Annotated in this window: 12 protein-coding genes and 3 pseudogenes; 10 read left to right on the top strand and 5 right to left on the bottom strand. The window is 38.2% G+C overall.

Translation table 11 applies throughout. The annotated features are described in order from the left end of the window. Nucleotides 1-185, bottom strand: a pseudogene (locus A9J31_RS14630) (alkyl hydroperoxide reductase subunit F); the annotation flags it as partial. Nucleotides 186-469: 284 nt separating this feature from the next. On the opposite strand from A9J31_RS14630, the gene A9J31_RS14625 reads away from it, so the two are divergent. After that, nucleotides 470-688, top strand: a complete 219-nt coding sequence (locus A9J31_RS14625) for a DUF1653 domain-containing protein (RefSeq protein ID WP_067767639.1) — start codon at nucleotides 470-472, stop codon at nucleotides 686-688. A 64-nt stretch (nucleotides 689-752) separates the two neighbouring features. Next, nucleotides 753-1,346 carry an O-methyltransferase gene (locus A9J31_RS14620; RefSeq protein WP_067767588.1) on the top strand — a complete coding sequence of 198 codons (594 nt, stop codon included), beginning with the start codon at nucleotides 753-755 and terminating at the stop codon, nucleotides 1,344-1,346. 77 nt (nucleotides 1,347-1,423) lie between these two features. Here the strand turns inward: A9J31_RS14620 and A9J31_RS15510 are convergent, their stop codons facing one another. From A9J31_RS15510 to ahpC, 4 genes are all read right to left on the bottom strand, one after another. Then, the gene (locus A9J31_RS15510) at nucleotides 1,424-1,630 is read right to left on the bottom strand and encodes a KTSC domain-containing protein (RefSeq protein ID WP_081410344.1); all 207 of its coding nucleotides are present in this window, start codon (nucleotides 1,628-1,630) and stop codon (nucleotides 1,424-1,426) included. A gap of 224 nt (nucleotides 1,631-1,854) precedes the next feature. Further along, the gene (locus tag A9J31_RS14615; protein ID WP_067767585.1) at nucleotides 1,855-2,130 is read right to left on the bottom strand and encodes a hypothetical protein; all 276 of its coding nucleotides are present in this window, start codon (nucleotides 2,128-2,130) and stop codon (nucleotides 1,855-1,857) included. A 33-nt stretch (nucleotides 2,131-2,163) separates the two neighbouring features. Beyond that, nucleotides 2,164-2,331: a hypothetical protein gene (locus A9J31_RS15620; RefSeq protein WP_155857608.1), complete on the bottom strand. Its 168-nt coding sequence runs from the start codon at nucleotides 2,329-2,331 to the stop codon at nucleotides 2,164-2,166. Nucleotides 2,332-2,613: 282 nt separating this feature from the next. Further along, nucleotides 2,614-3,177 (bottom strand): alkyl hydroperoxide reductase subunit C, encoded by a 564-nt coding sequence (gene ahpC, locus A9J31_RS14610; RefSeq protein WP_067767636.1) that lies wholly within the window; start codon nucleotides 3,175-3,177, stop codon nucleotides 2,614-2,616. 544 nt (nucleotides 3,178-3,721) lie between these two features. Here ahpC and hrpA point away from each other — a divergent pair. The 8 genes and pseudogenes from hrpA to A9J31_RS14570 all read left to right on the top strand — a co-directional run bounded on the left by hrpA (nucleotide 3,722) and on the right by A9J31_RS14570 (nucleotide 16,252). Then, nucleotides 3,722-7,642 (top strand): ATP-dependent RNA helicase HrpA, encoded by a 3,921-nt coding sequence (hrpA, locus tag A9J31_RS14605; RefSeq protein WP_150922979.1) that lies wholly within the window; start codon nucleotides 3,722-3,724, stop codon nucleotides 7,640-7,642. 30 nt (nucleotides 7,643-7,672) lie between these two features. Next, complete coding sequence (locus A9J31_RS14600) at nucleotides 7,673-8,788, top strand: beta-ketoacyl-ACP synthase III (RefSeq protein WP_067767582.1); 1,116 nt, start codon at nucleotides 7,673-7,675, stop codon at nucleotides 8,786-8,788. Nucleotides 8,789-8,797: 9 nt separating this feature from the next. Continuing rightward, entirely contained in the window at nucleotides 8,798-9,562 is a 765-nt protein-coding gene (locus A9J31_RS14595) for a 1-acyl-sn-glycerol-3-phosphate acyltransferase (protein ID WP_067767579.1), read from the top strand. A gap of 134 nt (nucleotides 9,563-9,696) precedes the next feature. Further along, entirely contained in the window at nucleotides 9,697-11,727 is a 2,031-nt protein-coding gene (locus A9J31_RS14590) for a hypothetical protein (protein WP_067767576.1), read from the top strand. A gap of 90 nt (nucleotides 11,728-11,817) precedes the next feature. Then, a complete protein-coding gene (locus tag A9J31_RS14585; protein ID WP_067767573.1) occupies nucleotides 11,818-13,533 on the top strand; it encodes an AAA family ATPase in 1,716 nt (571 codons plus the stop codon). 231 nt (nucleotides 13,534-13,764) lie between these two features. Then, on the top strand, nucleotides 13,765-14,685 hold the full coding sequence (locus tag A9J31_RS14580) for a LysR family transcriptional regulator (RefSeq protein ID WP_067767570.1): 921 nt from the start codon (nucleotides 13,765-13,767) through the stop codon (nucleotides 14,683-14,685). An 18-nt stretch (nucleotides 14,686-14,703) separates the two neighbouring features. Further along, a pseudogene (locus A9J31_RS14575) lies at nucleotides 14,704-15,032 on the top strand (gamma-glutamylcyclotransferase family protein). A 201-nt stretch (nucleotides 15,033-15,233) separates the two neighbouring features. Next, nucleotides 15,234-16,252, top strand: a pseudogene (locus A9J31_RS14570) (GAF domain-containing protein). The last annotated feature ends 54 nt before the right edge of the window (nucleotides 16,253-16,306 follow it).

The raw sequence follows: 16,306 nt of genomic DNA, 5'->3' as shown, positions 1-16,306 counted from the left end.
GGTGCACGGCTGTTGTTGCCATCGAAACGAGCAGTAACAAGGTTAGACAAAGCAGCAACTTCAGTTACCAGTTCTTTAATTTTGTCAGACTTGTCTGTACCGTTTAAAGTTGCGACGATTTCAATCGGGCCTTCAAGGCGTTCAAGTAAGGTTTTTAATTGAGCAGAAGTATTTTGATCTAACATTGCTAACGTCTCCAAAGGAGTAAATTTATTTGATAAGAGAATCATAGAACAAACCATTAAATAGATGAAACGGTTTGTTTTTATAAAAATGATCGGTTTTACTAATCAATAGCAGAAATATCTTTCTAAATCAGAAAAGTAGATTTCTAAGATGTGACTTAATATGGAGTTTTATTTAAAAACTACAAGTTAAATAAGAGAAAAAGAAACTAATTTATCGCGACAACGGGCAGACAATGCTACAGTCGAAGCTAAATGATTTTTATCAAATTTTAGAGAAAAACATGCAAGTAAAGCAAGGCATTTATCAACACTATAAAGGCAAACTATATCAGGTGTTTCATGTGGCGACACATAGTGAAACAGAAGAAAAATTAGTGGTTTATCAATGTTTATATGGTGATTATTCAATGTGGGTGCGACCATTAAGCATGTTTACTGAAACAGTTGAGATAGAAGGTGAAGTGATTCCACGTTTTAAGCTGATTCAAGATACACATTAAAACCAAGCTAGATTTTTTGGAATTTATGAGTAGTTGTAAGTAATAGAAAAAAAAGGATATTGCTATGAGCATGGATGCTAATTTCAAAAATTATATGCAGCAGTTGTATGTTGCATTCACCGCGCATGATGCTGCACAAGATCATCGTTTAGCGCGCTATCGCAATATTGAACCAGATTCAGCATTATTTTTAGCGATACAAATTCGCCTTAAGCAGGCAAAGCAGATTTTAGAAATAGGAACATCAACAGGGTATTCAACGCTATGGTTGGCTGATGCAGCGAAAGCTACACAAGGACATGTGGATACCATAGAAATAGATGATTCTCGTATTATTCAAGCCAAACAGCACGCACAGCATTTGCAATTGATTAATTATATTCATTTTTATCAAGGGGATGCACTGATCTTTTTGCAAAATTTAAAGCAAAGTTATGATTTGATTTTGTTGGACGCAGAACGTGATGCTTATGTGCAATATTGGCAATATCTATCCCAAATTATGCATAAACAAGGTGGTGTATTGATTGTGGATAATGTTCTGTCACATGCGAATGATGTGGCTGACTTTATAAAAATGGTTGAGCAAGATAATCGCTTTGTGAGTACGACTTTAAACATTGGGGCAGGGTTGTTTATGGTGACTTTCCGAGATTAATCTAGAAAGACTTAAATCATTACGTTAAGTAAAATCAGGGTGTTTAGCCCTGATTTTTATTAGAAAACTGTGAAAAACTATCCTTGTAAAGAAACCCTAGAAAAATGTAGATCGTATTCTAAGTATTTGTGTACAAATGCTGTTTTGTCGCTACATCGTAGTAAATTATCATAAATAAATGGTGAAACTGGATAAAATAAATCGCCAGCACCATTGGCATAAAAAATTTTTAAGTATCGTGAAGAAGAACTATATTTCCAAGAAGTTACAGCAGTTGTAGTCATAAACATCCCCCTTAATGCATCGTTATCGTTGTGTTGCAGATGAAGGTCTTTATATTTTGAAACTAAGCTATATCCGTATGTTGAAGTATTGCAGATTTGTTAAAAATTAAAGTTTTATCTGAATAAGCATAGCTTAAAAAATAGTAAAACTTTCCATAAAAATAGCATGCTTTATTGTGGAAATAAGTAAAATATTTTCGCGCATGATTCTAAAATTCGAGTCCTTAGAACGTTCGGCATTGCTCGCTTTTGTTGCCTTTGACTTGATTGTTACTGCCATTCATTGTGAAAGTGTTTTCTGCGCAAATTAAATTGCCTGCGATTTCATTATCCGTAATCGCGATAGTGCCACTGTTTTTATTTAGCTTTAGGTCGCCAGAAATTTGATTATGACGTAATTGAATGTTTTTCCCTTGGATAAAATTGACATCTCCACTGATGTGATTGTGTTGAGCGATAATTTTTGAAAAGTTGTTTGCTGCTTCAATATTACCGTTCAAGTGATTATCTTTGAGTTCTAGGCTAGATCCATTTTATAAAATCACGTCACCATGAATAATTAAACCTTCTAATAAGCAATTTTTTTTAATTTTTATATCATCACGGATCGTTTGATGTTTGATTTGACCATCACAATAGATGGCTGCAAAGCTAGGAATTGAACAACTGACTAAGCAGGCAAATAGCATGATGCATTTCATTGATTAACTTCTCCCAACCTAAAGCGAAATGAATAAAATATCATGTTAAAAATACTGAACTTTATAGATTGATATAAGTAGCTAAAAAAGTAGTTTGCAAGTTTTTTATAGTGCGTGTGTAAATTTGGATTTGTCCAAATTCAATAAAATTATTAAAAGATCAGCATGCAGCAGATTTTTGGCTTATTGTGTGATGTCGCTGCATGTAAAATCACAAACGATAAGAATAAAAAAACCACGCAAAACGCGTGGTTTTTTTGAATCAGTTCAATCTAATACAGATTAGATTTTACCAACTAGGTCGATTGAAGGAGCAAGAGTTGCGTCGCCTTCTTTCCATTTAGCTGGGCAAACTTCGCCTGGGTGAGCGTGTACGTATTGAGCTGCTTTAACTTTACGAAGAAGTTCAGAAGCGTCACGGCCAATACCACCAGCGTTGATTTCAACGATTTGGATTTTACCTTCTGGATCGATAACGAAAGTACCACGATCTGCAAGACCGTCAGCTTCGATTAATACGTCAAAGTTTTTAGCAAGAGTCCAGTTTGCATCACCAACCATTACGTATTGGATTTTTTTGATTTCTTCTGAAGAATCGTGCCAAGCTTTGTGAGTGAAGTGAGTGTCAGTAGAAACTGAGTAGATTTCAACACCTAGTTTTTTGAATTCTTCGTAGTTGTCAGCAAGGTCGCCAAGTTCAGTTGGGCAAACAAAAGTGAAGTCAGCTGGGTAGAAGAATACTACAGACCATTTACCTTTAAGATCAGCTTCAGTTACTTCGATGAACTGACCGTTTTGGAAAGCTGTTGTTTTAAATGGTTTAACTTCAGTATTAATTAAGCTCATCATTGTCTCCATGATTGAGGTTTGTATTTGATTTCCAATAGGGTACAGAAATTTTTCTTATTGCTGAAATAGTATTTTTACATAACTAATATCGGAAAACCGAATTAACCTATGTTTAGCTATTTCCCAACAGACAAGTATTTCTTCTCATTTAACCGAACATATATGTGGATTAGATGACAACAAAGACTTGAATTATGCCCTGTACAGATATGGAGATGTTTAGTGCTTAATTCAAGGGGGGCTTTTTAATTTTTTTCAAAAAATGGCCTAAATTCTCCGATGAATCTTTGAATCCATTCAATATATAAAAGCTGTTTAAGGTTTACTTTTATATCGTGTGTTGATTTATATCTATATTGGTTAAAAATTTTGTGTCGCTCAGTGGTGTTGTGATTTGATTATCTAAAACGTTGAAGCTTGCAGGCCTGGGAATAGTGCAAAAAAGATTTGAATGCAAAGACTTTAATGAAAGCTACATTGGGAATCGTTATAAAACCGAGTAGAATATCGTGTTTTAAGATAGTGATAGGGCGTTCTCTTGGTGGCGAAAGATTTAAATGTAGAAAAAATGGTGATGGTTCGTGATGCACACCGTTTAAATCGATTGCGTAAGGGGAAAGACGCCAACGAAAAACAGTATGAAGAACTGTTTGAAAAATCAAATACCAAAGTCCGCGAACGGATTGCCCGCATTCCCAATATTAAATTAAATCAAGATTTACCTGTTACGCAGTATGCGGACAAACTAATTGAAGCGATTCAGCAGCATCAGGTGATTATTGTTGCGGGTGAAACTGGTTCGGGTAAAACAACACAATTACCGCAAATTGCCATGCTTGCTGGGCGAGGTTTAACAGGCTTAATTGGTCATACCCAACCACGTCGATTGGCTGCACGTAGTGTTTCACAGCGTATTGCTGAAGAGGTTGGTGAGAAGCTCGGTGAGTCAATATCTTTTAAAGTCCGTTTTAACGAGCAAGGTTCGCAAGATTCGATTGTTCGTTTAATGACGGATGGTATTTTGCTCGCTGAACTCTCTAATGACCGTTTTTTAAATAAATACGACACGATTATTATCGATGAAGCGCATGAACGTTCGCTGAATATCGACTTCATTATGGGTTATCTAAAGCAGCTCTTGCCACGTCGTAAAGATTTAAAAGTCATCATTACCTCGGCGACTTTAGATGTAAATCGTTTTTCAAATTACTTTAATGGTGCGCCTATCTTTGAAGTGGAAGGTCGTAGCTTTCCGGTAGAACTCCGTTATCGTCCAATTTCAGAGCTGAGCATTGTTGGCAGTGATGACGATGAGTTTGATGATTTTGAAGAAAATTTACCGCGTGCCGTTGTTTCAGCGGTAGAAGAATGTTTTCAAGATGCACAGGAAAAAGGCCATCCTGAGCATGCGGACATTTTGATTTTTGCCAGTACTGAACAAGAAATTCGTGAATTACAAGAAACCTTGCAGAAATTTGGCCCACGCCATACTGAAGTATTACCTTTGTATGCACGACTGGCTTTGGCTGAACAACAACGAATTTTTAATCCATCTGGTGGCGGGCGACGCATTATTATTGCCACGAACGTGGCGGAAACGGCATTAACCGTACCTAATATTCGCTATGTGATTGATAGCGGCTTTGCACGTATATCGCGTTATAACTATCGTTCACGTGTGCAGCGCTTACCGATTGAAGCAGTATCACAGGCGGCTGCCAATCAACGTAAAGGGCGTTGTGGTCGTATTGCACCAGGTGTGTGTATTCGTCTGTATTCAGAAGAAGACTTTATGAGTCGCCCTGAATTTACCGAACCTGAGATTAAACGCACCAACTTGGCATCGGTGATTTTACAGATGCAAAGTTTAGGTTTTGGCGAATTAGAAGATTTTGACTTCATTGAACCGCCTGATCATCGCTTAGTGAATGATGGTCGTAAACTGTTAATTGAGCTTGGCGCATTAAAAGATAAATCGGCCAAAGCGGATCAAGCGAAATTAGAAACGACAGCAAACAATACGAAGCACAAAAAACAGAACAATGAGGGTGCTTTAACTAAAATCGGTCAACAAATGGCAAAAATGCCGATTGACCCACGACTTGCCCGAATGATTTTGGGTGGTGCACATTTTGGTGTGCTAAATGAAGTCTTGATTATTGTTGCGGCTTTAGCAGTGCAAGATCCGCGTGAGCGTCCTGCCGATAAACAAATGCAAGCGGATCAAAAACATGCTTTATTCCGCGAAGCGGATTCGGACTTTTTATTTTATATCAAGCTCTGGGAAGCCTTGGTGGCTAACCGTGAGATGAGTGACAACAAACGTCGTACCTTTGCACGCAATCATTTCCTGAGTTGGCTGCGTTTACGTGAGTGGAAAAAGACTCACGAGCAATTGGTCGATTTAGCGCAAGGCTTAAAACTTTCTTTTAATGAAAAGAAAGCCAGTTATGAAAATCTGCATCGCGCGCTGCTGACAGGTTTACTTTCGTTTATTGCTAATAAGACTGATGAACGCAACGTATTTATGGCAGTGCGTCAGCAAAAAGCACGTATTTTCCCCGCATCGACTTTGCATAAAACCAATACGCCGTGGGTGATGGCTTTTGAGATGGTGGAAACCTCTCAAGTTTATATTCGTACTTTAGCGAAAATTGAACCTGAATGGATTTTATTGGCTGCGGGGGATTTACTGAAACATCATTACTTTGAGCCGCATTGGTCGAAAAAAGCCGGTGTGGTGAATGCTTATGATCAAATTTCTTTATTTGGTTTGATCATTGAGCCGCGTCGTCCAATCAACTATGAAAAAGTTGATCAGCCTGCCGCACATGAAATTTTCTTAAGAGATGCCTTAACCACAGGTCATTTAGGTATTACACCGCCATTTTTAAAACACAATTTGCTGAAGCTTGAAGAAGTTGAACGTGTAGAAGATAAATTACGTCGTCGTGATTTGGTGGTGGATGAAGAAACCATTTACCAGTTCTATGCGTCTAAAGTGCCGGAAGATGTTGCTAGCCGCCGTTCATTTGAAGACTGGCGTGCGACAGTCGAACCACAGAATCCGCGTTATTTATTTGTAGATGATGATGCACTTTGGATGAATGACCGTCCAACGACGCAGCAATTCCCAGACTATCTGCGCAATGGTGAGCTGCGTTTAGCAGCAAGTTATCGCTTTGATCCAAGTCATGATGAAGATGGTGCAACTGTTAAAATACCTGTGCAAGCTTTACCGCAAGTGGATGAAAATATTTGGTCATGGGGCATTCCTGGTTGGCGTCAAGATTTAATCGAAGCCTTGCTCAAAGCCTTGCCAAAAGATAAACGTCGTCATTTGGTGCCCATTCCTGACACAGCGAAAAAGTTAATGAATCGTGTGGATGCGGTACATTTACGGGAGCATATTTTTAGTTTCTTGGCATTCCAATTACGTGGTGAGCAAATCACGGAAAAAGATTTTTCGTGGGAACGAGTTGAGCAATATTTATTACCGCTAATTAAAGTCATTGATGAAAAAGGTCGTGTGATTGAGCAAGGTCGTGATCTGGATGAATTAAAAGCCCGTTGTCGTACAGAAACTCATAGTCCAGTAAAACAGCTGAAAGGCGAGTTTAAAACGTTCCCAGAAAGTTTTGTGTTTGAGGCATCGCAAAAAGTCACAGGCGTTGTGGTGAAACAATACCAAGCCTTGGTGCCATCGAAAGATTTTGCTGCATTAACCGCAAAAGACGAATCAGGTGTAGTAATTCAAACCTTCAATGATCAAGCTGAAGCGGTAAAACAGCATCGTGAAGGGATCATTCATCTTGTACATATGCAACTGGGCGATTTGATTCGACAGTTAAAAAAGCAAATTTCTAAACCATTGGCATTGGCTTATTCGCCGTTGGGGGATAAGGCAAAACTTGAACAAATGTTAGTTTATGCCACACTGCAGCTTTCAATAAATGAGCTTCCTGTCAATGTGCAGGAGTATCAAAACCTCATTTTAAATGTAAAAAAATCTTTCTTAACTCATGGGCAACAGGCATTGGCTGTTTTGAGTGAAACTTACATTCAATGGCAGGAAATTCGCCGGAAATTGTTGGTTTTAGATGATTCTGTGTTCGGAAAGAACATCGATGACATTGAAGATCAGTTGGATTTGATGCAACTTGCGGACTTTGTTTATGGCAAAACTTCCGATGTGTGGCTTGAATTTCCACGTTATTTGAAAGCATTGATCTTGCGTTTAGACCGCTTGCCAAATAATCTACAAAGGGACAATTCTGCCATTGATCAAGTTGACCCATGGATGGAAAAATTATTTAAGTTTAAAAACGACACTCGCCTTAAAGAATTGTATTTCATGGTTGAGGAGTTACGCATATCTTTATTCTCTCAACCGATGAAGACAAAGATGCCAATTTCTCCGTCTCGCTTACAAAAAGTATGGGATAAGCTTGGAATCAGTTAAGATATAGGTAATCTGAACAAGGAGTTTTACATGGGCATCCGCATTACGGGTACAGGTCTTTATCATCCAGAAGACGTAATTACTAACGAAGAGTTAGTTGAAGCTTTAAATGCTTATGTGGAACAGTATAACAGCGATAACGCTGAAAAAATTGAAGCAGGCGAGTTAGAAGCACGTCGTGGTTCAAGTGCAGAATTTATTGAAAAAGCATCTGGCGTAAAAGCACGTTATGTTGCTGAAAAAAGCGGTATTTTAGATCCAAAACGTTTACGTCCAGTATTGCATGAACGTTCAAATGATGAATTGTCTATTCAAGCGGAATGGGGCGTAGCTGCTGCAAAGCAAGCGATGGAAAATGCGGGTGTGACTGCTGAAGACATCGATGTTGTGATCTTGTCATGCTCTAACATACAACGTGCATATCCAGCCGTTTCAATCGAAATTCAAACTGCGTTGGGTATCCAAGGTTATGCTTACGATATGAACGTGGCATGTTCTGCGGCAACGTTTGGTATTAAACAAGCCTACGATGCGATCAAAGCAGGCGCACGTCGTGTTTTATTGGTGAATGTAGAGATTACTTCTGGTCATACGGATTTCCGTCTACGTGACTGCCATTTCATCTTTGGTGATGTTGCAACTGCATCAATCATTGAAGAAACTGAAACCAAAGCAGGCTTTGAAGTTTTAGATATCGATCTGTTCACTCAATTTTCAAACAACATTCGCAACAACTTCGGTTACTTAAACCTAAGCGAAGTAGATGCTGACATTGACAATAACCGTTTCCGTCAAGACGGTCGTAAAGTATTTAAAGAAGTTTGTCCATTGGTTGCGAAAATGATCACCAAGCAACTTGAAGACAATAAGATTGCTGCGACAGATGTGAAACGCTTCTGGTTACACCAAGCCAATGCCAGCATGAATGAATTGATTCTAAAATTGGTTGTGGGCAAAGAACATGCGCAACCAGATCTAGTGCCAATCATTCTTGATGAATTTGCCAATACTTCATCTGCTGGGGTAATCATTGCATTACACCGTACAGCAAACGAAGTAAACGATGGTGAATACGGTGTTCTTTGCTCATTCGGTGCAGGCTACTCAGTCGGTTCTGTACTTGTGCAAAAGCACGACGCTGCATAAGGAATAACGTTGCAGGTTGAGCACGATGCAAAGTGGATAAAGCGTTTAAGCGTTTTATCCCGTATGTATTTCACACCGACATTTTTAGGCGCGGAATATATTGATGCATCTAAACCTGCAATGTATGTAGGAAATCACACGATTTATGGGGTTCTAGATTCACCATTAATTATTGATTATCTCTACAATGAACATAAAGTGGCTGTGGTTAGTATTGCTGATCATAGCCATTTTTATTTGCCTGGATGGCGTGGCATGGTGAAAAAGTTTGGTGCCGTGCGAGGTATTCAAGACTATGTACGATCCGTGATGCAACAAGGTTATTCAATCTTGGTTTTTCCTGGCGGTGGTCGTGAAGTATTAAAACGTAAAGGTGAAGCTTATCAATTGATTTGGAAGCAGCGTTACGGCTTCTTAAAACTGGCTCAAGAGTTTGATTATGACATTGTGCCTTTTGCTGCGTTAGGTGGTGATGAAGTTTTTGAATTGGGTTTTGATGCCAGTGCTATTGTGGAAAATCGTTGGTTTAAGCAACTTTTAAAAATAGAAAAACTTGATCAATTATTGCGCCATGGTGATGTGATCCCATCTTTGCCAAAACGAATTATCCCGAAAAGAATTCCTTTCTATTTTCAATTTATGCCTAGACAGAGTCTGAAGCATATTCAAAGCATTGATGAATTAAAACTGTACCGTGAACAACTACAACTCGATATATATGCCGCATTAGCCAATTTGAAACAGGTTCGCGCGCAACATCATTCTTCCAAATAATATTAAAAACTTTTCTTCTGCGTCATGTTGAGTTTTCAAGCATTTTAATACCATTGATCTAAATCACTGGCTCAATCTATTTCAGCAGCATATATTATGAGCTTGAAAAATAATCAAGGTCATTGGGTGCGGAAATGAAGGGGAACAGTGCAAAGCCGCAACGAGAACAACATTTACAAGAAACTGCTCTGCAAATTATTCGTATTTCACCTGTTTTAGAACAACTTTATCAAGAGCAGTTGGCGATTGTGGGTGCCATTAATGCACAAAATCTTTTTAAAATTGATTCCACTGCACATAAAGTAAGTGTGTTAAATGGTTGTTGCGAGATTCAATTTCAAAGCACAAAATCTTTGAGTGCTCAATTTCCTCGAAGTCCAATTAAACCCATAAAAATAGCTTCTTTTTACAGTCAATATCCGCAGTTTGAAGCGCTTGAAGACTTTTTTTTTCATGATATTTATTTTCTAACAGGTGATTTAAAGCCGCAGCATTCACTTTTTTTGCGTAATAAAGCTCAGCAATTACGGACTTTAATTTTTGAGCATGTATATGTGTGGCTAGATGGGGCTGAGCGCATATCGAATTTCATATCGCAGATGAGTGTGGTGCAAGCAAAAATTATTGATCAATTGATGATGAAGCAGAACTGCTATCAACATGATGTGATGCGTGATTATGTTCAAACGAAACAACCTATTCCAAAACAGGTAGTGACACTATTTCAGCAGATGTTTTGCTTGAGTTATTTAGATGATCCGACATTATTAAGCATTCAATCCTTAATGGATAGTTATGATGAGTTTTGCTTTTCAGCAGCGCAATTTTTAGATGCTGATTTCCATCGTATTATGACACTGGCTTATCCAGAGCGATTTAATTTAAATGAATTGAATGAACATGTAGATGACATTATTTTATTAATGGATCATTCACATGAGCGACCTAATCTATTGGGATTTATACGGTTAATGCAACGCGATGCTTGGCATAAGCAGGATTTACTTTCGCAAGCGCATTTTTTAAATCACAATTCAGTATGGCAAAAGAAAGTTGGAAAATTACCGATACTCGACAGTAAGCGGGCAGTGAAATGGTTATTCAAACAGCCTGCTTTAGTTTCTGATTGGCTCAGTCAACATTTTCAACATAGTAGTGTACGTGTTGCGATGACAGCCTTGAGTTTTGTGGATACCAGTCGCATTCATCCCACAGTTATTTTGTCGACTTTGCAATATTTTCAATTCATAGCTGTTAAGCTGTTTATCCAGCGTTGTTTTGCACAAGCTTTAGATCAAGGCTGGTTCGAAGCTAAAGAAAATACGCAATTTATTTTAAAAGATAGACAAAATAAGACAGATGATCATCGTATTGCTATTAGCCCGTCTATTTTATATCTAGATGAATGGTTGTTATTCATGCGGCAAAGTGTTGGTTTGAACGATTTAGCGATTAAAAAAGTCTATCAGCCACTTAGTCGTATGATGCAAGCGTATATGCTCTATTTAAATGAATGTATAGTTACACTTCCTACAGCACTTGTTCCTTATATACGTGTAGAATTGCAAGAAAATCGGGATTTTATAAACCAATTACATCATCATAAAATTCAATTACATGATTTTCGACAATTGTTTTATTTAAAATCCAATCATACGCGTGTCACAGTATTTGATGCCTATGTCCGCGACTATATAAGTGCGGTCTTTACAGGGCAATATATAGCAAAAAATATTAGTTGGAAGGGATTGTTTCATCAAGCAGTACGATGGCATGACACTATTCAAAAACAAGAAATTATCAATAAATTAAAAAAAGAATATGACACAATCATTTGGCCATCTTTGAGTCCACAGTCGATTTTGGTTTTTGAAGGGTGGGCGTTTGAAGAGCTGAGCTCTATCACCCGTATTATTGAGGAGTCAAAACGCTATCGACATTGTTTAGCTATGAGTTATAGCAACAAAATTGTAGAGGGGGAATATGTTGCTTTTCATGTAAGCCAACTTGAAACACAGCAACATATGACACTCGGATGTGCCATTCAGCAGCATGAATTGATCTTTGATCAGTTGGAATATCCTGATAACACACCAGCATCTCCTGAAGTGATTGAAGTCGCAAAGAAATTTATTCAGTGGTTCAATAGTATTAAACAAAAATAAGAAGCCTTAGCAAAGCATTTAGCCAAGTGAGCTTAACTTTTGTGGCAAAAATCGTTAGGCTATAGCCGTTCTTTTATGGTTATAGGTCTTATGAAACAGGAAACTGCACTCAAGCTACTCAAAGCAGGCGAAAATGTATTCTTAACAGGTTCGGCTGGTGCAGGTAAGACTTATACGCTTAATCAATATATTAACTATCTTAAAGCACGCAAAGTCACCGTGGCTATTACCGCTTCGACAGGCATTGCTGCGACACATATGAATGGTATGACTATTCACACATGGGCAGGGATTGGCATTAAAGATGCAATCTCTGAAGATGAACTAAAACGCCTAAAAGAACGCAAGTACTTAAAAGAACATTTAGAAAATGCGCAAGTTTTGATTATTGATGAAATTTCGATGTTGCATGCGAAGCAACTTAATTTGGTCAATAAAGTCCTAAAATTTTTTAAAGAAAGTGACGATGCCTTTGGTGGTATTCAAGTGATTGTGGCAGGGGATTTCTTTCAGTTACCGCCTGTTGGTCGCAATGGAGAGCGTAACCGCGATAAGTTTTGCTTTATGTCAGAAGCTTGGGTTGAAGCAAAATTTCGTGTTTGCTACTTAACTGAGCAGCATCGACAAGGTAATGATTATCTCAATGATATTCTAAATGCGATTCGTGCCCAGCAAATTAACGACAATCATATACAAGCCTTACAACAAACGCGCAGTCAAGATATTGGTGAAACCTTTACGCGTTTATATACCCATAACATGGACGTCGACAGTATTAACTTTAAGCATCTTAATGAAATTGACCAAGAATCAAAACAGTTTGATGCGCAGTGCGATGGGAATGATAAGCTAATAGAAACTTTAAAATCATCTGTCCGTGCACCCGAAACCTTAACGCTTAAGAAAAATGCCAAAGTCATGTTTGTTAAAAACAACTTTGATGTGGGCTATATCAACGGCAGTTTGGGGGAAGTGGTTGGCTTTGAGGAAGATGATGAATATGGCATTTTACCGAAAGTAAAACTAACGGATGGCACAACCTTAGTGGTTGAGCCTGAAATTTGGTCGGTCGATAATGATGATGGGAAAACGATTGCGAGTTTTCAGCAAATTCCACTGCGTTTGGCCTGGGCAATCACCATTCATAAATCTCAAGGTATGACATTAGAAGCAGCTGAAATTAACCTGAGTCATACTTTTGAAAATGGTCAGGGCTATGTAGCTTTATCACGTTTAAAAACACTCGAAGGCTTACGTTTACTTGGTTTTAATGAGCAGGCATTAGAGTTAGATAGTCTCGCGATTAAGGCAGATAAGCGTTTTCAGGAATTGTCAGATGAAGCTGAAAGTAATTTCATTGATACGGATTTGACTCTTCAACACAAAGCCTTTATTCGCCATTGTGGTGGTACGTTGAATGAAACGGAAATTGAGCGCAATGAAAAGAAATTAGCCAAATCTGGTACAAAGCAAAGTTTTGCTACAGCTACCCTTGATCAAACGCGAGAATTGTTTGAAGACGGTTATGAAATTCAAGATATTGCTGTGGAACGTGGCTTAACACCTGCGACGATTATTAATCATTTAGCTCGTTTGCAAAAAGAACAAGGTTTGGATATTTCAATTGCGCATCCTGGTGAGGATGTGGTTGAACAAGTTCGCAAAATTTATAAACGCTTGAATAAGCGTCAAGATCCAGCACACTACAATGATGATGGCACAATTAAATTGCGCCCAATTGTGGAATTAACCAGTCCTCGTATGGGATATGATCAGGTGCGATTGGCGCTCTTATTTGTCGAATAAATGCTTTTGTCATTAATAAACTTAAAGCTAAAAAGCCAGATGAAAGATATCTGGCTTTTTTAATTTAAAAGAAAATTTATGCAAAAGAAGTTGAAGTGATGATTTAACTCTCACTTAATTTAAATATTGAATAAAATTGATTTAAAAAATGATAAAATGAGATAAATTCATTTATGCTTTGCTGAATATATAAAATTTTAAAGCATTGCTGCTATATACGAGATTATCTTCATGTTGGAACTACGTCATCTCAAAACCATGCTTGCCCTAAGAGAACACGGCTCATTAGTGGCGGCTTCCAATGATTTGTGTTTAACACCTTCTGCTATTTCACATCAATTGAAAGAATTAGATCATTGGTATGGTGTTGAAGTGGTGAACCGTCGTACACGCCCAGTGACATTTTCAAATGTTGGGCAACGTTTGTTGCGCTTAGCAGATGATATTTTGCCGCAAGTACAAATTGCTCAATCAGACATTACACGTATTGTGCATGGTCAAACGGGGCGGATTATTTTTTCTTCGGAATGTCACAGTTGTTTTGATTGGTTAATGCCATTACTGAATGTCTATCGTCAGCAATATCCGGATGTTGATCTGGATTTTGCATCAGGTTTTGAATCTAATCCGCATGAGCTTTTACAAACAGGCGAATTTGATTTACTGATTACAGCCGATCCAATCAGTTTGAAAGGAATCGAATATTTCCCAATTTTTGAATATGAATCACGTTTGGTTCTTTCTAATACTCATCCACTGGTTCGAGTACCACATATCACGGTACAAGAGTTAGCAGAAGAAACACTGATCACTTATCCAGTCGATAAGCATCGTTTGGATATTATGGCAAAACTATTTATTCCAGCGAATATTTTACCTAAACAAGTGCGAACCACAGATTTAACACAGATGTTGATTCAATTGGTTGCGAGTGGACGTGGTATTGCGGCATTGCCAGATTGGGTAGTTAATGAATATGAACAAAAAGGTTGGGTGACTTCACGTCGTTTAGACTGTGTATCTCCACAAGGGTTACGTCGAACGCTTTATGCTGGCTATCGCACTGAAGAAACTGAAAAAAGTTATTTTGAAGGTTTCTTAAAGCAGCTCGCGAAGTTTTCGCAAAAGCGCAATCATTACTATACTTCATAAGAACAGAAGGTCAGTAAGATGCAACATCTCTTTGTTTATGGCACGTTACGTTTAGGGCAACCAAATGCACATGTGATGGAAGCGATTGGTGGGACATGGCAAAAAGGCTATGTGCTTGGTGAATTATCAATGAAGGCTGGGGTGCAGCGATGGGAAGCCCAGGTATCCGCTTATCATCACAGAAAGATCAAGTACATGGATATGTATTTAGTTCCGTGCATCTAGAACAACATTGGGCTGCATTAGATGAATTTGAAGGTGCTGAATATGAGCGTGTGAATGTCATGGTGATGCTAGAAAATGGAGAGACCATGCGAAGCCAAATCTATGCTTTAAAATCAAACTAGGGCCAATTTATTTCTATCTATCGTTCATATTGATTATAGATTCACGCAGTCTCTAAAGCGCTAAATCTATATTTTATACTTATGAGTTGACGCTTTTTTATGTAACGGCTGTAAAGTCATGTGCTCTTGGCTATACAAGTGAAAGAATAGTTTTTAAAATTTGCTAACTCCCATTCATCTGCTGTTTGTCTGAGCAATATAATGTCTAAACCAATTGAACCCACTCCAAGTCAACTGATGTCTGTAATTCAGACGCAGACTGCCATAGCAAAGTTAGGTTTAGATTTAAATGCAGTCATGACAGTTGTTGCTGAGCAAGCGTAGGCCATTACTCATGCAAAAGGGGCAGTTGTTGAGCTGGCTGAAGATGGTGATATGGTTTATCGTGCTGTATCGAATGGTGCGAGCCATTTACTGGGATTACGCTTACATGTTCAGAATAGCTTGTCTGGTATGTGTATTGAGCAAAAGCAAACGTTATACTGTAAAGATTCTGAGAATGATACACGGGTTGATCGTGAAGCATGTCGCCGCGTAGGCTTGCGTTCTATGGCGGTTGTACCTTTGCTGCACTGTGATGAGGCTGTCGGTGTACTTAAAATCTATTCTGAGCAGGTAGATGCATTTAAACAAGAAGATTTGCATATACTCAGTTTAATGTCTGACTAATTGCTGCTGCCATGTATCATGCTACTCGTTTTGGTGCTAAAGAATTATATAAACTCGCAACCCAAGACAGTTTAACCGGTTTGGCAAATCGTGCGTTGTTTGTCGACTTTTTACGTCAAGGTGTTGTGAAAGCACGCCAAGAAAATAAAGTCCTAGGTATCTTGATGATTGACATGGATGGTCTTAAACCGATTAATGATCAATTTGGACATCGTATTGGTGATGCAGCATTAAAAGAAATTGCGCAGCGAATACTCAGTGAAACGCGCCAAGATGATTTGGTGGCACGTTTAGGTGGTGATGAGTTTGCGGTAATTTTAACCAATATTGCCAATCACGAACGTGCTCAAGCAGCGATGAATCGTATCGCAGAGCATTGTGGTTTACCTTTTATCTTTGAAAAAATCAGTTTAAAAATTGGTGCCAGTGTCGGCCTGGCTTTGTTCCCAGAAGATGCACAGTCTATAGATCAATTGGTTGAATTTGCAGATTTGAAAATGTATGCCAATAAGCGCGTGCGTAAACAAATTAACGATCATTCAAATATTTGATTTAAATATTAGCTTATTGATTTTACGACTAAAATAATTTTATTGTCTTGTTAA

Origin of the sequence: Acinetobacter gandensis, assembly GCF_001678755.1 — a bacterium.
Taxonomy (GTDB): Bacteria; Pseudomonadota; Gammaproteobacteria; order Pseudomonadales; family Moraxellaceae; genus Acinetobacter; species Acinetobacter gandensis.
The sequence above is the reverse complement of the archived record's forward strand: the minus strand, read 5'-3'. Positions and strand labels throughout refer to the sequence as shown.